Source organism: Polaromonas sp. (assembly GCF_012927485.1).
Classification (GTDB): domain Bacteria; phylum Pseudomonadota; class Gammaproteobacteria; order Burkholderiales; family Burkholderiaceae_C; genus Polaromonas.
The window spans coordinates 168,057-190,716 of the sequence record NZ_JABBPC010000035.1 but is presented as its reverse complement, the minus strand read 5'-3'; the positions used below and the strand labels follow the sequence as shown (position 1 = coordinate 190,716).

The following is a 22,660-nucleotide window of genomic DNA, read 5'->3' as shown; positions in this document are numbered from 1 at the left end:
TGTCGCACTGGTCGCATCGCCTTGCCACAGCAGGCACCAGCGGAAAAGCCTCGGAGTTCGAGGCTTTTTGAAGTCGCTGGCCGATGCTTCAGTGCTGCAGGATCTTGTTGAGAAAATCCTTGGTTCGGGCTTGGCGGTTTTCAGGATGGATGAAAAACTCGTCTTTGGAGCAGTCTTCCAGAATTCGGCCACCCACGTCCATAAAGATCACCCGGCTGCCGACTTTGCGGGCAAATCCCATTTCGTGGGTCACCACCATCATGGTCATGCCGTCCGTAGCCAGGCCCATCATGCAATCCAGTACTTCACCCACCATCTCAGGGTCGAGCGCGGAGGTCGGCTCATCGAACAGCATGGCAATCGGGTCCATGCTCAAAGCACGGGCAATCGCCACCCGCTGCTGCTGGCCGCCCGACAACTGGCCGGGAAATTTGTCTTTATGGGCCATCAGGCCCACGCGGTCCAGGTATTTAAGCCCGTGCGTCTTCGCCTCGTCGGTCTTGCGTCCCAACACCTTGACCTGCGCCAGCGTCAGGTTTTCGGTCACGCTCAAATGAGGAAACAATTCGAAGTTCTGGAACACCATGCCGACGCGGCTCCGCAGTTTCGGCAGGTCGGTTTTTGAATCATGCACCGCTTGGCCGTCTACAAAAATTTGGCCTTTCTGGAAAGGCTCCAAGGCATTGATGACCTTGATCAAGGTGGATTTTCCCGAGCCGGAGGGTCCGCAGACCACCACCACTTCACCCGTTTTAATACTGGTGGTGCAGTTGTTGAGCACTTGCACATCACCGTACCATTTGCAGACTTCTTTCAACTCAATCATCTATATTCTCCAGTGTGCTCTCGCGCTTATGTTTGATTTAGAGTGCTTTGACGACGCGCTCAACGAATGATGGCAATCCTGCCTTGCAGCTGTTTGACCATGACCGACAAGCCAAAGCAAATCACAAAATAAACCACTGCGGCCAGCAGATAAGCCTCTTCGGGTCGGCCATAAATCTTGCCTGCGGTGGTAAAGCCCTTGAGCAGATCGTAGGCACCAATCGCATACACCAGCGAGGTATCCTGAAACAGGATGATGGTCTGCGTGAGCAACACCGGCACCATATTGCGGACCGCCTGCGGCAAAATAATCAGCCGCATGTTCTGCGCATAGGTCATGCCTAAGGCCCGCCCGGCATTCACCTGCCCGTGCGATATCGACTGAATTCCGGCCCGCATGATCTCGCTGAAATAAGCGGCTTCAAAAGCGACAAAAGTAATGGTGGCCGAAAGCTCGGCGCCGATGGGCTTTCCGATAATGGAAGGCACCAGCAGAAAAAACCACAGGATCACCATCACCAACGGAATGGAGCGCATGCCATTGACATAGATGGTCGCGGGAATCATCAGCGCCTGCCGGCCCGACAAGCGCATCAGCGCAAGCAGCGTTCCCAAAATAATGCCACCAAAGGTCGCAATCACGGTCAGCTGAACGCTGAAAATAAAACCGCTCATGACGAACTTGGAGATGATCTCCCAGTTGAAAAAACTCAGATCGAGTCCCAGCATGTCAGTGCCCTCCGCCTGCAGTTCCCGCCACCACGTAGCCCGGGATTTGCATTCTCTTTTCGACGAAAGCCATGACCCGGTTCACTGCAAAAGCGGAAATGGCATACAGCGCCGTCACTGCGATGTAAATCTCGATGCCACGGGAAGTCTCCTCCTGCGCCTGCATGGCGAACATGGTGAGTTCGGCGATCGAGACCGCAAATGCCACCGAGGAGTTTTTCAGCAAATTCATTGACTCACTGGTAAGCGGCGGAATGATGATGCGAAAAGCCATCGGCAGAATCACGTAACGGTAGGTCTGGGCAGTGGTCAAGCCCAACGCCATGCCGGCATAACGCTGGCCGCGCGGCAATGCCTGCACCCCGGCACGCACCTGCTCGGCGATCCGCGCTGAAGTAAAGAATCCCAGGGCCAGCACCACCAGGACAAACCCAGGGACATCCTTCATTGCCGGAAAAATCTTGGGCACCACAAAATACCAGAGAAAAATTTGTACCAGCAACGGGACGTTGCGAAACAATTCAACCCATAGATTGGCCAGTCGAACGAGCCACGGGCTATTGGGTAAGGTTCGGAAAGTCCCCATCACGGCCCCGAACACCATGGCTACCAGCCATGAAGCGCCGGCTACCGACAGCGTCCAGCCCCACGCATCAATCATCCATTGCAGATAGGTGCGACCGCTACCATCGTCGTTCAAAAATACCTGCCAATCCCAAGTCATCGCGGCTCCAGATAATAATTATGCTGTCAATTCTTCAGCGGTATTAAACGAGAAACCCCGCCAGAGCAGAATGACCGGCGGGGTAATTCAAGTGATCTACCGGGAATTACTTCTGAACGTAGGATTCCATCGGCTTGTCGTTCGGATTGTCCCAAGCCGCCTTGGTGCTGGCGCTGAGCGCCAAACCTACCTTGGTATTTTTTGGCGGAATCGGTTGCAGGAACCACTTGGTCCACAACTTGTTCATCTCGCCCGACTTGATCATGCTTTTGACCGTGTCGTCAGCCAGACGCTTGAACAACGGATCGTCCTTGCGGATCATGATGGCGATCGGTTCAACGCTCAGCACTTCACCAACGATCTTGAAGTCCGAAGGCTTTTTGGCAGTGGCGATGTTGCCCGCCAGAATAGAACCATCCATCACAAAGGCATCAGCGCGCCCCGATTCAAGCAGCAAGAAGCTGTCGGAGTGATCTTTGCCAAAAATCTCCTTGAATTCAACGCCGCTAGCCCGCTTGTTTTTGCGCAGCGTCTGCACAGAAGTGGTTCCGGTAGTGGTAGAGACCGTCTTGCCACCCAACTGCGCGATGGACGTGATGCCAGAATTGGCCTTCACCGCAATTCGGACTTCCTCCACAAACAAAGTGTCGACAAAAGCCACGTCTTTCTGACGCGCCAAATTGTTGGTGGTGGAACCACACTCAATGTCTACCGTGCCGTTTTGTACGAGGGGAATACGATTCTGTGAAGTGACCGGCTGGTACTTCACTTCGAGCTTGCGCCCTGCCGCTTTTTCCAGGTTCGCCAAAATGCGCTCGCAGATCTCGACGTGGTAGCCGGTGTATTTGCCGTCTCCCAAGGTGTAGGAAAGTGCGCCAGACGAGTCGCGTACACCCATGGTCACGACACCCGACGCCTTGACCTTGGCCAGGGTGTCGGTACCTTGCGCAAATGCGCTGCCAGTAGCAAGCAGAGCAACCGAAAGCGCGACGAGTTTGAGTTTCATGAAATCTCCAGTTAAAAAAGGGTGAGAGGAACAATTTGAGAGAGCACGGCTATGGACACTGGCCAAGCGACCCGCTACGGGTCCCGCCGCAACGGTCGAACCTGCAAAAATGTAAATTGACGGATACAAAAACGCCAATGCCTTTTCATCGCCTTCATATACGTTTTTTTCATAGTGGACAAGGGTAACTACCGATCACGGGCGGGACGCAGCTTGCCTGCCAACTGAAGTCCGTCCCGGACAACGACCTGGTGCTTGGCACTGGCTTGCGATTGTAAATAAACCCATAACGCTTGGGCATGACTTTTGGCAATCTTTTTGGAAGTAGGCCGCTCGCGGTAGACACGCACGTCCATGGTCATCTCCAGATGGCTTCCGGCACTCACCAGCTTTTTAGACCGGACCTCCTTCTTGACCGCGCTGAGCGGCAAAAAGGCAATGCCGTGACCCTCCAGCGCCATCGCCTTCAGGCCCTCCGCCATGTCAGTTTCGTAGACCCGATCCAGATGAATCGGGGTGCTCGATTGCTTGAGAATCAGCTCCACCATCCGCCCCAGATACGCGCCAGGGGCGTACCCCAAATAAGGCAGGGGTTGTCCGGCACGACCCGGCAGACTGAATTCAGCCTCGCCTGCGGCATTGGCTCGCGAAAACGGCGCGAGCACTTCCTGGCCCAGCGACACCATTTCATAGCGGTCGGGATCCAGCTGAAAAGGTTGGGAATCATGGTGGTACGTCATCAGAAGATCGCAGCTGCCTTCCACCAGCCGCAGCACCGCATCATGCACATTCAGCGCGATCAGTCGGCTTTTAAGCGGCCCGAACTTTTCTCGCAGGCTGCTCACCCAGGCTGGGAAAAACGTAAACGCCAGCGTGTGGGGCAGCGCAAACTCAATGAAATCCTGCCCTGCCGACGTATGGCCACGTAGCATCGCCCGGGTGGATTGAAGGCCTTGCAGCATTTCCAGCGACTGGTCGTACAGCGTTTGACCGGCGGGGGTCAGGCGGGTCGGATAGGAGCTGCGGTCCACCAGGTCGGCCCCCGCCCACGCTTCCAATGCCTGAATGCGCCGCGAAAACGCGGGCTGCGTCACATGACGCAGTTGAGCAGAGCGGCTGAAACTGCGCGTTTCAGCCAAGCTGACGAAATCTTCCAGCCACTTGGTTTCCATTGCAGGATTATCGATCCGGGATCCCGGCCGGAAACATGGGAGTATCCCGAGACTATTTTGCGTGGAAGCGAGCGACAAGCGGCCTCAAGGGGCGACCCAAAGGGATCGGGCGGGGACAATGGTCACCCCAAAGAGAGCGCGTGTTTCAGGCGCTACACCCCGACTTCATCCAGAATTGTCTCGCTGGCCTGCTGTTGCATGGCCCACATCTCCGCGTATCGGCCTTGGGCAGCCAGGAGGCTGGAGTGGCTGCCGCGTTCAATAATTCGGCCACCATCCATCACCAAAATCTCATGGGCGTCCACCACGGTAGAAAGCCGATGCGCGATGACCAGGGTGGTCTTATTTTGGGCGGTGGTTCGCAGTTCCGCCTGAATGGCACGTTCATTGGCGGAATCCAGAGCGGAGGTGGCTTCATCGAAAATCACCACCGGGGGATTTTTCAGCAAGGTACGGGCAATCGCCACGCGCTGCTTTTCGCCTCCCGAAAGTTTCAGGCCGCGCTCGCCCACCATCGTGTTGTAGCCCAAAGGCGTCGCGGCAATGAAGGCGTGAATGTGTGCGGCGCGAGCGGCCTCTTCCACCTCGCCGTGGCTGGCGCCGGGTTTACCGTAAGCAATGTTGTATTCGACCGTGTCATTGAACAGCACGGTATCTTGCGGCACGATACCAATCGCTTGCCGCACGCTGGACTGGGTGACGTGTTTAATATCTTGCCCAGCAATCGTGATTCGACCTTGCTGCACATCGTAAAAGCGGTACAAGAGGCGCGCCAGCGTGGACTTTCCCGCACCCGACGAGCCCACCACCGCCACCGTTTTCCCGGGGGGAATTTCGAAGCTGACGTTGTGCAGGATGGGACGCGCCGTTTCGTAGGCAAAGCTGACATTTTCAAAGCGCACCACTGGCGAGCCGTTGATGCGGATGGGCTGCGCCCCAGGTTCGTCGGCAATTTCGCGCTCTCGCTCCATCAGCGTGAACATCTTCTCCAGATCGGTCAGGCTTTGCTTGATCTCACGGTAGATCACGCCCAAAAAACCCAAGGGAATGTAAAGCTGAATCATGAAGGCGTTGACCATTACCAAGTCACCCAGCGTCATTCGTCCATCCACGACGCCCTGCGTTGCACGCCACAGCATGGCAACCAGTCCGAACGCGATGATCAGTTGCTGTCCGGCGTTAAGCAAACTCAGTGTCTTCTGGCTCTTGATGGCCGCTTGGCGATAGCGAATGAGGTTCTCGTCGTAGCGCGTGGCCTCAAACTCTTCGTTGTTGAAATACTTGACGGTTTCGTAGTTGAGTAAGGAGTCAATGGCGCGGCTGTGGGCCGACGAATCAAGTTCGTTCATGGCCTTGCGAAACTGGGTGCGCCACTCGGTCACCGTGACGGTGAACAAGATGTAAAACACCAGCGCAATGCCCGTGATTCCGGCAAACCAGACATCGAACTTGACGGCCAGCAGGCTTAACACCATGGTCACCTCGATCAAGGTCGGGATGATGCTGTAGAGCGAATAGGAGATGAGCGAGTGCACGCCGCGGGTACCGCGTTCGATGTCGCGGGTCATGCCGCCGGTTTGCCGTTCCAGGTGAAACCGCAGACTGAGGGCGTGCAGATGGCGAAACACTTCCAGCGAGATGCGCCGCGCCGCGCCTTCGGTGGCTTTGGCAAAGACCAGCTCACGCAGCTCGGTGAACAGCGTCGTTGACAAGCGAAGCAGGCCGTAGGCCAGCAGCAAGGCGCTGGGAACGACCAGTACGACCCGAACATCGCCCGGTTTGAAGCTCATGCTGTCCACCAGATTTTTCAGCAGCAGCGGCACGCCCACGTTGGCCATCTTGGCGCCCACCATGAAGGCCAGCGCCGCTACTGCGCGCCATTTGTATTCCCACAAATAGGGGAAAAGCCGTTTAAGCGTGGCCAGGTCCGACCGCACCGGGGCCGGAGCGGCAGGGGAACCCGCCGCCGTCAGGGAAGGCACAGGAAGGGAAGAATCAGCAGTGGAGGCTCGGGAGCGCATGAGTGACAATCATCGGAATTATTAAATTTCTTCTGAGATTGTGCCTATGTCTTCTGAATCAAGCGCCCAAACGGGCAATACCGTTCGTGCCAGCGCCAGCGCTGACTCGCAGACCCTCGACGTGCAGTTGCCCGCCGACAAGGAACTGGTCCTCAAGGTGATTCCGATGCCTGCCGACTGCAACGCCAACGGGGATATCTTTGGCGGCTGGGTCATGGCCCAGGTGGATCTGGCCGGCTCGGTACTTCCGTCACGTTATGTAGACGGACGGATGGCGACCGTGGCGGTCAACCAATTTATTTTCAAGCAGCCGGTCAGGGTGGGCGACATTCTGTCGTTTTTTTCGAGCGTGACGCGCATCGGCAACACCTCCATCACCGTGCAGGTCGAGGTGTACGCCGAGCGCTTTCGCGCGCAGGGCCGCTACATCAAGGTCACTGAAGCCAGCGTGACGTATGTAGCGATTGACGATTTCGGCAAACCGCAAAAAATTATCAAAAACTAACTGCTAACGTAGTTGAGCTTCTTCGATGCCGCTGTTTGCGCGGCCGATCATTGGCAACGCGGACATCGTGTGGTCAAAGATCCTCGACGTTTCGGAGGCTGTCAGGAAATGACCGCTTAGGCCCACTTTCAAATCACATTTTTCTCCAGCAAAGGGCGATTTTGTAAAATCCGCTGGAACGACAGTGGCGACAAATCCATACTGCGAAAGTCACCGAAGCGCATCAGCTCGGCGATGCCTCGACCGGCTGCCGGGCACTGCTGCAGGCCGTGGCCAGAAAAGCCGTTGGCGAAATACAGGTTGGCGCAATCGGGGTGAAGACCGAGTATGGCGTTGTGGTCAAAGAGATTCATTTCGTAGTAACCGGCCCAGGCGCCCTTCATGCGCAGGGCTTCAAACGCGGGCACACGAGCTGCAAGGGTCGGCCAGATGAACGAGTCAAACGCTTCGTGCTGCACTTCCAGCGGCAGATCGTCCAGATCTTCGTGCGCTGCGGGCGCAAAGCCACAAATGAATTGCTGGCCTTCGGGCCGAAACCAGATGCCCGAGGTGTCGATCACCAATGGGCAGTGGGCCAGCGACTCAGGGCAAGAAAAGCTGAATACGCTGCGCCGCCGGGCACGCACCGGCAGGTCGATCTCTGCCCAGGCCGCGACGCGTGCCGCCCAGGGGCCGGCAGCGTTGACCACCCTGTCGCAGGGCAGAGACGCCGCTTCGCCCAGCTGCACGGCGCTGATGCTACGCCCGGTGCGGCGCAATCCAGTGGCTTCGGCCTTCAAGTAGCGCGCACCTTGTGCAATCGCCTTTTTACGCAGCGCCTGCATCAGGCAGTAGCCGTCGAACCAGCCCTCGCCCGACAGACCGAGCGAGCCCAGCGCCAGACCGTCTGTGCAGAGCCAGGGAAAACGCGCTTGCAGTGCTGCGGGCTCCAGCAGAACAACATCGACCCCATAGGCCTTTTGAAGGGCATGGTTGTCGTGCAGGACGCTGCTGCCTGCAGTCGTGGCGAGGTAAAGGTAACCGGGCTCAATCAGGCCAATATCGGGTGCCGGGTCTTCCACGCGCAAAGTGGGCCCCACCGCGCGTAGAAAGTCGATGCCAAACTGCGACATCTGGATGTTGATGGCGCTGGAGTATTGCTGGCGGATCGAGCTGGCCGACAGGGCTGAGGAGGCTTGCTGATAGGACGGGTCGCGTTCGACCACGGTGACCTCAAACGTGTCCGGCGTTTGAGTTAAAAAATACGCGATGGCGCTGCCCACGGCACCCCCGCCAATAATGACGATACGTTGCATAGAAATGTCCTGAAATAGGGCGAATTTAGCGGGCAAGTCGCGAGTTACGCCAGCGCATTGACTTGACTGATCTGAGTCAGGGCCAAAGTGGCAGCGGCCAGGTCCCACAAAGCGTGGCCAACTGTCTTTACCAGAACCGGTTGGTCTCGGTGGGCGACTGGGCGCGCAGAGGCAAAAGGCTGCACGCCAGACCAGTCCACTTGGGCCTGGATCAGATCGCCCGCCTCGGCTTGTGCGCCCTCCATCGTGTCCACATAAATACGCGCACGGCGCACCAGGGCCGCAGGCACCTCGGCCATGTCAGGGCGAAAGGCTCCGACCGCCATCACGAGGGCGTCATGACGCAGGTTCTCGGGTACCACCGGCGTGGAGCTGGTGGTGGCGCTGACCACTAAGTCAGCCTGCGGGGCGACGCTGGCCGGGGCGGCAATATAGCTCGCATCCGCACCCAGAACGCGCAGGTCAGCCGCCAACGCGGCGCAGGCTGCAGCACCGCGGGCGTGAATCCAAATGCGTTGCACGCCCCACAGCGCAATCAGCGCCTCGGCATGCGCCCGCGCTTGTTGCCCGGCACCGATTAGCAGCAGCGTGCGTGCACTTTTGCAGCCGGCGCGCTGGGCTCCGGCAATGGACAGCGCTGCGGTGCGCCGGTTTGTCACGACATTGCCGTCCAGGCGCAGCAGCCGCTCGCCCGTGCTTGCGCTCATGAGCAGCAGGTCGCTTTGCACGGCAGGCAAGCGGTGGGCCGGATTGGCGTTATGTACCGTGACCACCTTGAGTGACGCAAAACGGCGGTTGCTGGCCGGCATCAGCAACAGCACGCCGCCCGGCAGTGCCATGACAGAGCGCGGTGGGGCGCTGGCGTCGCCGCGCTGTTGTTGCTCGAACATGTCGAGCAGGGCGACGACCAGGGCGCCATAGGGCAGTGCGGCACGGGTTTCAACGGCGTTCAGGGTCCTCATCAAGAACCTGCAACCTTCACCCGTTTGCCGTCCTTGTAGGTGGACAGCGTGAAGGCCGGCTCTTTCAGGTTGCCTTTGTCGTCAAAACCAATCGGACCGGTGACGCCCTCCTGTTTGAGCTGGAGGATCGCGCCCAGGTACTGCTTGGGCTCCACCGAGTCGGCCGCCTGCATGGCAGCGGCCAGCGTCATCATCGCGTCATAAAAATAAGGCGAGTAGGTTAGGGCCTCAGTGCCGAAACGGGTCTTGTAGCGCTGCTCGAATGCGCTGCCTTTGGGCATGCTGCCGACTTCCTTGCCGCCGCGCGTGCAGTAGAGCATGCCGTTCACGCTCGCGGCACTGATCTTGACCACTTCGTTGGTACACAGGCCGTCGGTGCCTAGCAGCTTGGCCTGGATGCCGAGTTGCTTCATCTGGCGCGCAATCAAGCCGCCCTGCGCGTCCATGCCGCCGTAAAAAATAGCATCCGGCTGCTTGCCTTTGATGGCTGTCAAAATCGCCATGAAGTCCACGCTTTTGTCACTGGTGTACTGCTGATCGACCACGCTGGCACCGAGCGCCCGCACCGTGCGCTCAAACACCTCGGCAGCGCCTTGCCCATAGGCTGTGCGGTCATCGATGATGGCGATTTTGTGGGCCTTCATCTCCTTCACGACGTAGTGCGCCAGGGCCACGCCCACATCTTCATCGCTGGCGACGATGCGAAACACGTTGGGATAACCCTGCTTGGTGAACGTCGGGTTGGTGGCTGTCGAAATGTTGGGCAAACCAGCCCGGTTGTACACCGCCGAGGCTGGAATCGCAGCGCCTGAATTAAAGTGCCCCAGCATGCCCTTGACGCCCGAATCCACCAGTTTGTTGGCCACCATCATGGCCTGCTTGGGGTCCGCCTGGTCATCTTGGGAATCCAGCACAAAGGTAATCTTTTTCCCGCCGATCACCAAGCCGCGCTGATTCAGTTCCTCCAGCGCAAGTCGCGCGCCGTTCTCGTTGTCCTTGCCCCAATGCGCCGCGCTTCCGGTAAGGGGCCCGGCCAGACCAATGGCCACATTCTGCACTGGCTGTGCCATCGCAGCGCCCGGAAAGCTGGCGAGCGTCGCCAAAGCAATGAACGAGGTGCTTAAGAGGCGTCGCAGACGACGACCGATGCGGCGATCTGGTCGTTGGTGTTTCCAAAAATTGACTTGCCCGATCGCTCGCGCGGTACAGCCGGGTTGCCGTAAGTTCGTATTCTTCATGGTGTCTCCTTGGATGGTTGGGCTTTGCATGCCTCTAGGTAGGAAGCCAAAGAATAGGAGGTGCGGGAAACTCCGGCAAGCGTTAAATTTGAATGACTTGGTGTGCTTTTGGAATGAAGTTGCAGGGGGTCTGGGATGGCCGTTCTATCGGGTAGGACACTGGCCCAAAATCCAGTCCCGGAATGCGCCTACCAGTGGCGCTTCGGCGCGCGACTCCGGGTACACCAAGTAATAGGCATCGGTACTGGTCAGCGCTTGCGGAAAAAGCTGCAACAAGTCGCCCGAGGCGATTTCTTTATCCACCAAAAAACGCGGCAGCAGCGCTGCGCCCAAACCCGACACCGCGGCCTGGGCGATCATGGCGAACTGTTCGAAGTGCGGGCCACGCATCGCATGCGAGGTGCTGGCGCCGACGTGCTCGAACCACTCGGTCCATTGCGTGGGGCGGGTGGTTTGCTGTAGTAGCACCACATTGGAGAGATCAGAAATTTGCCGGATGTCGTGCTGGCGCTGGTAGCTGGGACTGCACACGGCCACCACCTGTTCATGCATCAAGTAGTCGCAGATGGCGCCGGCCCAGTGCGGCGTGCCAAAGTGGATGGCTGCGTCGAACGGCTCAAGCGCGAAATCAAACGGCTCGTTGCGCGCAGCGAAGTTGACCGTGACGTCTGGGTAGCGGGCGGCAAAATCGCCCAGGCGTGGAATCAGCCAGCGCGTGCCCAGCGTCGGCAGTACCGCCAGGTTGAGAAGGTCGCCGCCGGAAAATGCCATCATTTTTTGCGTCGCGCCAGTGAGTTGCTGCAACAGCGCACGCACATCCGCCGCGTACACCCGGCCGGCGTCGCTGAGCACGACGCGCTGGCGCACCCGGTGGAACATGGCCATGCCGAGCTGGGCTTCGAGTTGGCGGATCTGGCGCGATACGGCGCTTTGCGTCAGATTCAGCTCGTCCGCTGCGCGCGACATACTGGTGTGGCGCGCCACGGCTTCGAAGGCCAGCAGGTTGGCCACCGGCGGCAGAAAATTTTTGCGAAACATGGTGATTCTTTTTCAGAATGACAGCGGCAAAAAACGAGACGCCACCTTAGGCCGCTTGTGCATACCAGGCGGCGATCTGTAAAAAAGCGGCTGCTGGGGTTTCATTCTCATTGTGCATCAAGTTGTTCCGTTATTTCTCTATACAAGCGAGCCGGTTTGGTGGATATTGGCGCTTTGCTTTTTGAGGATTTACGGCGTTAGTCGCCGCCCTCTGCGTTGTCGCACAAGTCCCACCCATTGATTGGAGTCACGATGTCAGAAGCCACCTCCCTCGCCGCCGAAGTGGCGCAACTGCTGCAACGCCTGGGTGTGCCCCATGCAGCCTACACCGGGGGCGACTTGCCGGCTCACTCGCCCATCACTGGCGAAGTGATCGGCGCGGTGGTGCAATCCACTCCGGCGCAGGCGAATGCAGCCATTGCCCGCGCGCAGGCCGCTTACCTGCTATGGCGTCAGGTGCCAGCCCCGCGCCGGGGCGAGCTGGTGCGTTTGCTTGGCGAAGAACTGCGCGCCGCCAAGGCCGACCTGGGGCGGCTGGTCACCCTGGAAGTCGGCAAGATACCCTCTGAAGGCGCCGGGGAAGTGCAGGAAATGATTGACATTTGCGACTTCGCGGTCGGCCTGTCGCGCCAACTTTACGGCCTGACGATGGCCACCGAGCGGGCCGAGCATCGCATGATGGAAACCTGGCATCCGCTGGGTGTCTGCGGCGTAATTTCAGCCTTTAACTTTCCCGTTGCCGTGTGGTCGTGGAACGCCGCGCTGGCGCTGGTTTGCGGCGATGCGGTGGTCTGGAAGCCCTCTGAGAAAACGCCGCTGACGGCGCTGGCCACCCACGCCATCGCACAGCGCGCGCTGGCGCGTTTTGGCGACGCGCCCGAGGGTCTGCTGGAGTTGCTGATCGGCCAGCGCGAGGTAGGCGAGCTGCTGGTGGATGACCGCCGGGTGGCCGTACTGTCTGCCACCGGCTCTACTGCCATGGGTCGGCAGGTTGGCCCCCGTTTGGCGGCTCGTTTTGCCCGTGCCATCCTGGAGCTAGGCGGTAACAACGCCGCCATCGTCACCTCTTCCGCCGACCTCGACCTGACACTGCGCGGCATCGCTTTTTCTGCCATGGGCACCGCCGGGCAGCGCTGCACAACACTGCGCCGTCTGTTCGTTCAGGACAGCGTGTACGACACTCTGGTGCCTCGGCTCGCAAAAGCCTATGGCCATGTCAAAGTGGGCGACCCGCGAACGCCGGATACCTTGGTCGGCCCATTGATCGACCGCGCCGCGTTTGAAGCCATGCAAACCGCGTTAACTGAATCTCGCGCTGCTGGGGCCACCCTCCACGGCGGTGAGCGTGTGAAGGGCATCGCGGGTGAGGGTGCCTACTACGTGCGCCCCGCCTTGGTGGAATTGAGCGCGCACGCCGGACCCGTGCTGCGTGAAACCTTCGCGCCTATTTTGTACGTGGTGCGCTACCAGTCGTTCGACGACGCCATCGATTGGCACAACGCCGTTGGGGGTGGTTTGTCGTCGTCCATCTTCACGCTGAATATGCGCGAAGCCGAGCGCTTCATGTCCTGCGCGGGTTCGGACTGCGGCATTGCCAACGTCAACATCGGCCCTAGCGGCGCCGAGATTGGCGGCGCTTTTGGCGGCGAGAAGGAAACCGGCGGCGGCCGCGAAGCCGGATCTGACAGCTGGAAAGCCTACATGCGCCGCGCCACCAATACCATCAACTACTCGACCGCGCTGCCGCTGGCACAAGGAGTGACGTTCGAGGTTGACGGCTGATCAGGCGCGGCTCCTGGTTGCCAGACTGATGGATTGACTTTTTTGGATGGACAGCATGAACCCCTCGCGTACCGGCGGCCAGATACTGGTCGATCAACTCATTACCCACGGCGTACGGCAGCTTTTTTGCGTCCCTGGCGAAAGTTTTTTAGCGGTGCTTGACGCCTTGCATGACACGGCTATCGACGTCACCGTCTGCCGCCAGGAAGGGGGCGCAGCCATGATGGCCGAGGCGCAGGGCAAGCTCACCGGGCAGCCCGGCATTTGTTTTGTAACGCGTGGCCCGGGGGCCACCAATGCAGCGGCGGGTATTCACATCGCGCACCAGGATTCAACCCCCTTGCTGCTGTTTGTGGGCCAGGTAGCGCGCGGAGCGTCGGGACGCGAGGCTTTTCAGGAGCTTGACTATGGGGCGGTGTTTGGCAGCATGACCAAGTGGGTGGTGCAGATCGACGACCCTTTGCGCCTGCCCGAACTGGTCTCGCGGGCTTTTCATGTCGCTACCTCGGGGCGGCCCGGGCCGGTGGTGATTGCGCTGCCTGAAGACATGCTGACCGAAATCGCCAACGTCGCCGACGCCGTGCCTTATGCGGTGGTCGAAACGCATCCTGGAATGGCGCAACTCACCGAGTTGCAAACCCGGCTGGCGGCGGCGCAGCGCCCGTTGGTCATTCTGGGTGGCACCCGCTGGTCGCAGGCTGCAGTGCAGCAGATCGCTGCCTTTGCCGAGGCTTTCGCGTTGCCGGTGTTCTGCTCGTTCCGGCGTCAGATGCTGTTCAATGCCGATCATGCGTGCTACGGCGGCGATCTTGGGCTGGGTGCCAACCCGCGCCTGCTTGAGCGCATTCGCCAGGCCGATTTGATTTTGCTGGTGGGTGGCCGCTTGTCCGAAGTGCCGTCGCAAAGCTACGCCTTGCTGGACATTCCCACACCGCAGCAAACCCTGGTGCATGTATACGCCGATGCCGGCGAGTTCGGCAAGCTGTACCGCGCCAGCCAGTCCATTCACGCCACGCCGCAGGCTTTCGCCGCAGCGGCGGCTACATTGAGCCCAGCGACCACACCCGCCTGGGCCAGCGCCACGGCGGCTACGCATGAAGATTTTTTACGCTGGAGCGACCCCACCCCCATTCGCATTCCGGGCCCGCTGCAAATGGGCGCCGTGATGAGCCACCTGCGGCAGGTGCTGCCCGCCGACACTATTTTTTGCAACGGTGCGGGCAACTTCGCCACCTGGGTGCATCGTTTCTGGCCGTTTCGCGCCTATGCCAGTCAGCTCGCACCGACCAGCGGCTCCATGGGCTACGGCCTGCCTGCGGGGGTGGGTGCCAAGCGCTTATGGCCGGAACGCGAAGTGGTCGTGTTTGCCGGTGACGGCGATTTCATGATGCACGGCCAAGAATTCGCTACCGCCGTGCAATACGGCTTGGCTGTGATTGTGGTGCTGCTCGACAACGCCATGTACGGCACCATCCGCATGCACCAGGAGCGCCACTACCCGGGTCGCATCAGCGCCACGCAATTGAAGAACCCCGATTTTTGCCGCTACGCCGAGGCGTTCGGCGGCCACGGTGAGCGCGTCAGCTGTACCAAAGACTTCGCTCCCGCCTTGGCCCGGGCCCGTGCCAGCGGCAAGCCCGCCATCCTGCATTGCCTGCTCGACCCGGAGGCAATCACGCCCGGCAGCACCTTGCAAGGAATTCGCGATGCGGCCTTGAGCGCGGTTTAAGCCCAGCGGCTCCAGTGCTGCTGCAGGTGCAGGTGCACCGGCCGTCAATGCAAACGGATGCCGGCCGCGCGTTCAGTCCAGCGCCGGTGTTGCCCGCTTGATAATCGCGGCGCAATCCACGCCCCGTGGCAAGTTACCGTAGACCAGTCCGCTGCTGTTATCGGTCAACCGCGACGCGCAAAAGGCGGCTGCGACCGCTGGATTTCCAAAGCGGACCAACAGGGATCCTTGCAACGCCAGCGCCATCTTTTCCACGACGGCACGCGCCCGGTATTCGATGTCGGCAGGGTCAGCCAACTCGCGACTCAACTGCGCCACATAGTGGTCCAGTCGCTTGTCCGTTCCGGCGGCGGCTTGTACCTCCGACAGCCAGGTGTCTACCGAGCCCTGACTTCGATTCATGGCCCGAAGCATGTCCAGGCACTGCACGTTACCGCTGCCCTCCCAGATCGAATTGACAGGCGATTCCCGGAATAGGCGCGGCATGATGCAGTCCTCCATCACGCCACTACCTCCCAGGCACTCCATTGCTTCGAAGGCATGCGCGGGGGTTCGTTTGCAAATCCAGTATTTACCGACGGCGGTGCCCATGCGCACCAAAAGTTTTTCCGATTCGCTTTGCTCGCTGCGGTCGAGTGCACTGGCGATGCGCATGGTCAGCGCCAGCGCTGCCTCATGTTCGATCACCAAGTCGGCAAGTACGTTTTGCATCAGCGGCTGCTCTGACAACCGTTTGCCGAACGCTGAGCGATGGGCGCAATGATGCAAGGCTTGGGCCGCAGCCTGACGCATACCGGCTGCGGAGCCAATCATGCAGTCGAAGCGCGTCATCGTGACCATCTTGAGAATAATCGCCACGCCTCGTCCTTCCTCTCCAATCAGCACCGCATAGGCGCCGCGCAATTCCGTTTCGCACGATGCATTGGCGACATTACCCATCTTGTTTTTCAGCCGCTGAATCTGCATTGGATTCTTACTGCCATCGGGGCGCCACCGAGGCAACAGAAAGCAAGAGAGTCCCCCTGGCGCCTGCGCCAGCACCAGAAAGGCGTCACTCATCGGGGCCGACACAAAATACTTGTGCCCCGCCAGTTCATAGCCCTGGCCAGGCCCTCCCCCACCCAGCGGGTAGGCACGCAGCGTGTTGGTTCGCACGTCGGACCCGCCTTGTTTTTCCGTCATCGCCATACCGATCGTGAGGCCCTGCTTTTGCTCGCTCGGGACGTTCCGGTAGTCGTATTGACGCGCCAAAATCTTGGGGGCCCACTGCTCGGCTATATCGGGTTGCTGCAGCAAGGCCGGAATAACCGCCGAGGTCATGGTTACCGGACAGCAATGCGCGGCTTCCACCTGAGTTTGCATGTAGAACTTGGCGGCGCGTGCCACTTGGGCGCCCGCTTTTGGGTTAATCCAATGAGACGCGTGCAGTCCATTTTCAAACGCGACTTCCATCAAGCGGTGATAAGCCGGATGAAACCGCACCTCGTCGATACGGTGACCGTACTTGTCGTGGGTGTAGAGAACCGGCTTGTTTTCATTGGCCTGAAAACCGAGCTCAATCATCTCCCGAGAGCCGGTCAAGACGCCGAACGCGTCAAGTTCATTTTCTGCCCAGCCAGCACCTTCCCGCGCCACCGCCTCCGTCAGTGCCTGATCTTGCAGGTAGAGGTTGTAATCCTGTAGCGGCGGCGGTTGGTTTTCAACCCGGTGAGTTTCCGCCATAAACCTATCTTCTGATTTTATTTCTATCATTAATAAAGCCTCCTGAAAATACGGCCCTATCTATTAATCGTTCGAAGGCTTCCCCCGACCGATTAACAGCGACTTCTAACTTCTACTATCCCTCAGAAGTACATCATGGCGAATTCGGCATGTCAAGAACATCATCTCCTCGCTTGATCCGTTCACATCATGAAATCCATGATTCTTTGAGATGGTTTCTGACAATTTGAGTCTGGTTTTCCTGCCCCCTAACGTCTTCATCGCAATCGACCTACTAAATCACCTGCTTGATCCGCTCGACGACGGCATCAGGCTCGATCAGGCGTTCACGAGTGTTGCTGAATACGGGAGCGGCCAGGCCGCGTCGTCCAGGGCCAGGTCAACGAAGCAGCGGGACAGGAGGGTGGCTAGGTTTGCTCCACGAGCGGGCGCTCGGAGCGCAGGCTGTAGAGCGCTTGCCACGCATCAGCGTTTCCCAGGACGATGCTGCGGCGTGCGCCTTGGATGTCGGCTCCGCGCATGAAGCGGGCGCTGTAATTCGATCTCAAATGAACGCTTGATGGATTAGCTGCGTGGACCACTTGGGAGGTAGTTCAGCCGCCTGCTAAGCTTCACACTATTTAAATTCTGAGATGGTGGCATTCGCATGGGACTGAGCATAGACAAAATTCTACAGGCCGCAGCAAACATGGCAGGAACGATGAGGCTTCCATCGCCTGTTAGACATTTGGATATCGGTCCGGGTCACGGCGATTTGATTGAAATTTTACGCACCAAGTTTAATTTAACGTCGGACGCCTGTGATTACACAGACAAGCTGATGCACTTGAAAGATGTGCGAATAGACATTGTTGATTTGAACGTTGATAAGTTGCCTTATGGCGACGGCTCATACGACTTAGTGACCTGCACCGAGGTGTTGGAACATTTGGAGCATTACCGAGAGACGATTCGAGAAGTTCATCGAATATTGAAGTCAGATGGCGCATTCGTTCTGACCACTCCAAATATTTTGAACCTTAAATCAAGAATCCGGTTCATGGTCATCGGGTTTTACAACTTGTTTGGACCACTGCATTTCAATGAATCAGAGCTGCACAGCACTGGTGGGCATATCAACCCGATTGGACTTTATTTTCTCGTTCACTCGCTACTCGATGCTGGATTTAAAGATATTCAAGTGACAGTTGACAAAAAGCAGGGCACTTCCATATTTTGGTTGTTATTTCTTTACCTGCCCATTAAGTTCTTTTTCACCTTTACAAAGCGGCGCGAGATCAAGAGATATCAAACAATTGATCGACACAATGAAATATATGTTGACATGCTTAACCGGCTTGACATTTTGCTAGGCAGGACCCTTGTCATCGGTTGCAAGAAATAGTTCGGTGCAGTTGTCTCCTCAGAATCTGAACCCGCTATTAACAGGCTGCAGCAGTACTCCACGAATGAGCGTGGCTCCGCGCCCGAACTATTCATTTTCCCGCTTGATCCGTTCCCATCACGAACTCCATGATCTTTTGAGATCGTTTTCGACGTTTTGAGTCTGATTTTCTGCTCTCCCTGCCCCTCACGCCATCATCGTGATCGGTCTGTTGAGCCACCCGATTGAACCGCTCGAAGACGACCTCCTCCTCCATCATGCGCGCACGGTTTTTTGCTGAATACCACGGGCGGTAAGACCGCGTTGCCCAGGGCCAGATCGACGAAGCAGCGGGACAGGCGGGTGTGCTGGGTTTGCGCCAGGAGCGGGCGCTCGGAGCGGAGGCTGTAGAGCACTTGCAAGCGCATAGCACACATTCGCTTTTCGGCGGGCGACGTCGCGGTGCCCGCGTTTGATCTCGGCTCTGCGCATGAAGTGAGGGTCTGTAATTCGATCTCAAATGAACGTTTGAGGGGCTACACAGGTGGATCCACTTGGGGAAGTAGTTCAGCAACCGGATAAGGTGCTTTAATTATTAAAACCCGTTTTTCAGGGGAAACCCTCGAAAACACGCTAAATTAAAGCTTATGAAAAACATTCTTATCCTCGGCGGTACCGGTTTTGTGGGCCGGCATGTTTGCGAAAAACTGATTGAGGCGAAGTGCCGCGTCACCGTGGCCACGCGGCGCCGCAGCAACGCGCAGCATCTGCAAATGTTGCCAATGGTCGATGTGATCGAGATCGATGTGCATGACAGCGCCGCGCTGACGGCCTTGCTGGCTGAACACGACGCCGTGGTCAATCTGATCGCCATCCTCCATGGCACTGAGGCCGCGTTTGAAAAAGCGCACGTGCAATTCCCGTTGGAATTAGCGCGGGCTTGCGAGGCCAGTGGTTTGCGGCGCATCGTCCATGTCAGCGCGCTCGGCGCTTCACTCGATTCCGCGTCGATGTACCAGCGCAGCAAGGCGCGGGGGGAGGCCGTTTTGATCAGTGCGGGGTTGGACTTGACCGTGCTGCGCCCGAGTGTGATTTTTGGTGCTGAAGATAAATTCCTTAACACCTTTGCCAATTTGCAGGAAATTTTTCCGGTGATTCCGCTGGCCGGTAGTCGGGCGCGCTTTCAGCCCGTCTGGGTGCAAGACGTTGCGAGCGCAATCGTGCACTGCCTGGAAGTGCCGGGCACGATCGGCCAGACGTTCGAGCTTTGCGGGCCTGAAGTGTTCACGCTCAAACAACTGGTTGAACTGGCCGGCCGCTACGCCGGCATCAACGGCGGCAAGGGTCGAACGGTCATCGCGCTGCCCGACGCCCTGGCGCGACTGCAGGCCCGACTGATGGAGCTGGCGCCCGGGGAGCCCCTGTTGAGCCGGGACAATCTGGACGCCATGAAAACCGATAACGTCGCCAGCGGCAAACTACCCGACCTTCAGGCGCTAGGCATCACGCCGGCCGCACTCAGCGCCATTGGGCCCACTTACCTCGGAGCGCGGGGACTGCGCAGCGGCCTGACCTCAAAACGCAAAACGGCCGGACGTTTCTGAGCATCCCGCAAAACTGGAAACCTCATGCTGAAGCTCTTCATAGCCAATAAAAACTACTCTTCCTGGTCCATGCGGTCTGGGGTGCTCCTCAAGCAGGCCGGCATTCCCTTTGAAGAGGTGCTGCTGCGGTTTGACTCCTTTGACGCTCACTCGCGCTTCAAGCAGAGCATCTGCAGCGTGAGTCCGGCGGGCAAAGTGCCGGTGCTGGACGATGCTGGCTTCATCGTCTGGGACACCCTCGCAATTGCCGAATATGTAGCCGAGCGCTTTCCCGAGAAAAACCTCTGGCCGCAAGATGCGCAGGCGCGGGCTAGGGCGCGCAGCCTTTGCGCCGAGATGCACAGCGGCTTTGCTGCCCTTCGCTCGGCCTGTCCTATGAACATTGAAGCAGACTTGGCCGAAGTAGGCCAGTTGATCTGGCGCGACAAACCCGCCGTGCGCGACGACGTGGCACGCCTCGTTGCCATGTGGAGCGAATTGCTGGCCCACTACAAAGGCCCGATGCTGTTTGGCGAATTCGGCATAGCCGATGCTTTTTTTGCGCCGGTGTGCATGCGCCTTACAAGTTATGCCTTGCCCTTGCCCCCCAAAATTACCGCTTACATCCAGCGATTGAGCGCACTGCCTGGCGTCAAAGCCTGGATAGACGACGCACTGGTAGAAAACTACTTCTGCGAAGTTGAAGAGCCCTACCGGTTGAAACGCTGAGAGGTCGCTAATTAAGCGCTGATAAGAGCCGCTAAACTGCCCAGATGCAAATTTATATGGTCGGGGGCGCAGTGCGCGATGGCTTGCTGGGCTTGCCCGTGCAAGACCACGACTGGGTGGTAGTGGGCGCCAAGCCCGAGGAATTGGTAGCCCTGGGCTATCTGCCGGTTGGCAAGGATTTCCCGGTATTTCTGCACCCGCAAACCCGCGAAGAATACGCATTGGCGCGCACCGAGCGCAAAACAGCGCGTGGTTACCGCGGTTTTGTGGTCGATGCCGATCCCAACGTGACGTTGGAGCAAGACCTGGCGCGGCGCGATCTCACCATCAATTCAATCGCTGCTCGTGCGCTCTGCGCATCGTCTGCGGCGATTTTTGAACCTGATTTGGAAACGCTGATCGATCCTTATGGCGGCCAGCGGGACCTTCGGCAAAAAATCTTGCGCCATGTCACCGACGCCTTCCGGGAAGACCCGGTGCGCATTCTTCGGCTGGCCCGCTTTGCTGCCAAGTTTCCCGATTTTTCGGTGGCGCCCGAAACTTCGGTCCTGATGCAGCACATGGTTGCCGATGGCGAAGTCGACGCGCTGGTACCCGAACGCGTGTGGCAAGAGTTGGCGCGCGGTCTGATGGAAGGCCGACCATCGCGTATGTTGGAGGTGCTGCGCGACTGCGGTGCGTTGCAAAAACTGTTGCCCGAAGTGGCCAGACTCTGGGGCGTGCCCCAGCGCATCGAGTACCACCCCGAAGTGGACACCGGCCGCCATTTGATGATGGTGCTGGACATGGCCGCCCAGTTGAAGGCCCCCTTGCCGGTACGCTTTGCCTGCCTGTGTCACGACCTCGGCAAAGGCACCACGCCCGCTGACCTACTGCCCCGGCACATCGGTCACGAAGAACGCAGCGCACGTCTGTTGAAAGGCGTGTGCGAGCGCCTTCGCGTACCGGTGGACTGCCGTGAACTGGCTGACGTGGTGGCGCGGGAGCACGGCAACATCCACCGCAGCGCCGACTTCGGCGCCGCGCCGGTCGTACGCCTGCTGGAACGCTGCGATGCGTTCCGCAAGCCCGTACGCTTTGCCGATATCCTGCTGGCATGCGAGTGCGACGCCCGCGGTCGCCTCGGACTCGAACAGGTACCCTACCCGCCGCGCCAGCGGCTGCTGCAGGCCCTTTCAGCGGCTCAATCCGTGGCCACGGATCGGGTTGCTGCGGATGCGCAGGCGGCAGGACGCGACGGCAAAGAGATTGGCACATTGATTCATCAGGCGCGCGTAGCTGCCGTAGACCAAGCTCGCGCTTCACTGCGGAACGAGTAGGCTGAATCGCCAGGATTCAATCTGATTGTCCCGTGACGTTCTCCCTAACTACGTACAAAGCGAAACCGGCCTACAGCTATTTCGCGGTCACCTTGCTAAGGTAATAAGAAATGGTGACGCAGATCCTTCAATCACCCTCAGCCGCCCTGCCGCGCATTGGTCCCCATACCGCGCTTTTTCTGGACTTCGACGGCACCTTGGTCGACTTGGCGCCACAGCCCGAGGCGGTACGGATCGAGGGCGATCTGATTTCGATCCTGGCAGAACTGGCGGCATACCTGAGCGGCGCACTGGCGATTGTGTCGGGGCGAAGGCTTATGGACCTGGACCACTTTTTAACGCCCTTGAAGTTGCCCTCCGCTGCCGAGCACGGGGCGCAATGCCGTTTAAGCCAAGGCCAGGTTGTCCGCATGGCTTCGCCCGATTTGCGTAACGTCACTCAACGCGCCAGAGCGCTGGCAGAACGCCATTCGGGTCTTCACCTGGAAATCAAGTCCGCAGCCGTCGCGCTGCATTACCGCCATGCCCCGGAGCTCGAATCGCAGGCGCTCCAGGTCATGCTGGATGCGGCGGCCAGCACGCCGGGCATGGAATTGCTGCGTGGCAAGTTTGTATTTGAAGTCAAACCAGCGCAAATCAGCAAGGGCACGGCGATTGGAGCCTTCATGGCAGACGCCCCCTTTGCGGGCCGGACTCCCCTCTTCGCGGGCGACGATGCGACCGATGAAGCAGGATTTTCTGCCGTCCAGCTCCTCGGTGGCCAGGGCATCAAGGTTGGCGCGGGACTGACACTCGCCCATCATCGATGCGCGACCCCGGCGGCACTTCGGCAATGGCTGAAAACCGCCGCACAGCGCCCGCATCGCATTTCTAAGAACAACCCATAACGAACCGAATGAACTTATGGCGAAGACCAGC

The 22,660-nt window shown here is 58.9% G+C and carries 19 protein-coding genes; 8 read left to right on the top strand and 11 right to left on the bottom strand.

The window, feature by feature from the left end; genetic code table 11:
- Positions 1-88 precede the first annotated feature (88 nt).
- The 6 genes from HHJ16_RS14625 to HHJ16_RS14600 all read right to left on the bottom strand — a co-directional run bounded on the left by HHJ16_RS14625 (position 89) and on the right by HHJ16_RS14600 (position 6,477).
- A complete protein-coding gene (locus HHJ16_RS14625) occupies positions 89-826 on the bottom strand; it encodes an amino acid ABC transporter ATP-binding protein (RefSeq protein WP_296901745.1) in 738 nt (245 codons plus the stop codon).
- Positions 827-885: 59 nt separating this feature from the next.
- On the bottom strand, positions 886-1,554 hold the full coding sequence (locus HHJ16_RS14620; protein ID WP_296901744.1) for an amino acid ABC transporter permease: 669 nt from the start codon (positions 1,552-1,554) through the stop codon (positions 886-888).
- Between the two features lies 1 nt (position 1,555).
- Complete coding sequence (locus HHJ16_RS14615) at positions 1,556-2,278, bottom strand: amino acid ABC transporter permease (protein ID WP_296901742.1); 723 nt, start codon at positions 2,276-2,278, stop codon at positions 1,556-1,558.
- A 106-nt stretch (positions 2,279-2,384) separates the two neighbouring features.
- Positions 2,385-3,284 carry a transporter substrate-binding domain-containing protein gene (locus tag HHJ16_RS14610; RefSeq protein ID WP_296901740.1) on the bottom strand — a complete coding sequence of 300 codons (900 nt, stop codon included), beginning with the start codon at positions 3,282-3,284 and terminating at the stop codon, positions 2,385-2,387.
- A 188-nt stretch (positions 3,285-3,472) separates the two neighbouring features.
- Entirely contained in the window at positions 3,473-4,456 is a 984-nt protein-coding gene (locus HHJ16_RS14605; protein WP_296901739.1) for a LysR family transcriptional regulator, read from the bottom strand.
- 152 nt (positions 4,457-4,608) lie between these two features.
- Positions 4,609-6,477, bottom strand: coding sequence for an ABC transporter ATP-binding protein/permease (locus tag HHJ16_RS14600; protein ID WP_296901738.1), 1,869 nt, complete (start codon positions 6,475-6,477; stop codon positions 4,609-4,611).
- 46 nt (positions 6,478-6,523) lie between these two features.
- Here HHJ16_RS14600 and HHJ16_RS14595 point away from each other — a divergent pair, with 46 nt between their 5' ends.
- A complete protein-coding gene (locus tag HHJ16_RS14595) occupies positions 6,524-6,982 on the top strand; it encodes an acyl-CoA thioesterase (RefSeq protein WP_296901736.1) in 459 nt (152 codons plus the stop codon).
- A gap of 128 nt (positions 6,983-7,110) precedes the next feature.
- Here HHJ16_RS14595 and HHJ16_RS14590 read toward each other — a convergent pair whose 3' ends face one another.
- From HHJ16_RS14590 to HHJ16_RS14575, 4 genes are all read right to left on the bottom strand, one after another.
- Complete coding sequence (locus HHJ16_RS14590) at positions 7,111-8,277, bottom strand: FAD-dependent oxidoreductase (RefSeq protein ID WP_296901735.1); 1,167 nt, start codon at positions 8,275-8,277, stop codon at positions 7,111-7,113.
- Positions 8,278-8,321: 44 nt separating this feature from the next.
- Positions 8,322-9,239 carry a delta(1)-pyrroline-2-carboxylate reductase family protein gene (locus HHJ16_RS14585; protein WP_296901733.1) on the bottom strand — a complete coding sequence of 306 codons (918 nt, stop codon included), beginning with the start codon at positions 9,237-9,239 and terminating at the stop codon, positions 8,322-8,324.
- A complete protein-coding gene (locus HHJ16_RS14580) occupies positions 9,239-10,309 on the bottom strand; it encodes a branched-chain amino acid ABC transporter substrate-binding protein (RefSeq protein WP_296901863.1) in 1,071 nt (356 codons plus the stop codon). Before HHJ16_RS14580 ends, HHJ16_RS14585 begins: the two co-directional genes overlap by 1 nt.
- Before the next feature lie 312 nt (positions 10,310-10,621).
- Positions 10,622-11,515 (bottom strand): LysR family transcriptional regulator, encoded by an 894-nt coding sequence (locus HHJ16_RS14575; RefSeq protein WP_296901731.1) that lies wholly within the window; start codon positions 11,513-11,515, stop codon positions 10,622-10,624.
- Between the two features lie 252 nt (positions 11,516-11,767).
- On the opposite strand from HHJ16_RS14575, the gene HHJ16_RS14570 reads away from it, so the two are divergent.
- Both HHJ16_RS14570 and HHJ16_RS14565 read left to right on the top strand, forming a co-directional pair.
- The gene (locus HHJ16_RS14570; protein ID WP_296901730.1) at positions 11,768-13,297 is read left to right on the top strand and encodes an aldehyde dehydrogenase family protein; all 1,530 of its coding nucleotides are present in this window, start codon (positions 11,768-11,770) and stop codon (positions 13,295-13,297) included.
- A gap of 55 nt (positions 13,298-13,352) precedes the next feature.
- Positions 13,353-15,026 (top strand): thiamine pyrophosphate-binding protein, encoded by a 1,674-nt coding sequence (locus HHJ16_RS14565; RefSeq protein WP_296901729.1) that lies wholly within the window; start codon positions 13,353-13,355, stop codon positions 15,024-15,026.
- A 72-nt stretch (positions 15,027-15,098) separates the two neighbouring features.
- Here the strand turns inward: HHJ16_RS14565 and HHJ16_RS14560 are convergent, their stop codons facing one another.
- Positions 15,099-16,748 carry an isovaleryl-CoA dehydrogenase gene (locus tag HHJ16_RS14560; RefSeq protein WP_296901727.1) on the bottom strand — a complete coding sequence of 550 codons (1,650 nt, stop codon included), beginning with the start codon at positions 16,746-16,748 and terminating at the stop codon, positions 15,099-15,101.
- A gap of 646 nt (positions 16,749-17,394) precedes the next feature.
- Here HHJ16_RS14560 and HHJ16_RS14555 point away from each other — a divergent pair.
- The 5 genes from HHJ16_RS14555 to otsB all read left to right on the top strand — a co-directional run bounded on the left by HHJ16_RS14555 (position 17,395) and on the right by otsB (position 22,629).
- A complete protein-coding gene (locus HHJ16_RS14555) occupies positions 17,395-18,132 on the top strand; it encodes a bifunctional 2-polyprenyl-6-hydroxyphenol methylase/3-demethylubiquinol 3-O-methyltransferase UbiG (RefSeq protein WP_296901726.1) in 738 nt (245 codons plus the stop codon).
- A 626-nt stretch (positions 18,133-18,758) separates the two neighbouring features.
- Entirely contained in the window at positions 18,759-19,715 is a 957-nt protein-coding gene (locus tag HHJ16_RS14550; protein WP_296901724.1) for a complex I NDUFA9 subunit family protein, read from the top strand.
- Between the two features lie 24 nt (positions 19,716-19,739).
- Positions 19,740-20,423 (top strand): glutathione S-transferase family protein, encoded by a 684-nt coding sequence (locus HHJ16_RS14545; RefSeq protein ID WP_296901723.1) that lies wholly within the window; start codon positions 19,740-19,742, stop codon positions 20,421-20,423.
- Positions 20,424-20,467: 44 nt separating this feature from the next.
- Positions 20,468-21,742 (top strand): multifunctional CCA addition/repair protein, encoded by a 1,275-nt coding sequence (locus tag HHJ16_RS14540; RefSeq protein WP_296901721.1) that lies wholly within the window; start codon positions 20,468-20,470, stop codon positions 21,740-21,742.
- A 110-nt stretch (positions 21,743-21,852) separates the two neighbouring features.
- The gene (gene otsB, locus HHJ16_RS14535; protein WP_296901719.1) at positions 21,853-22,629 is read left to right on the top strand and encodes a trehalose-phosphatase; all 777 of its coding nucleotides are present in this window, start codon (positions 21,853-21,855) and stop codon (positions 22,627-22,629) included.
- Positions 22,630-22,660: the final 31 nt, after the last annotated feature.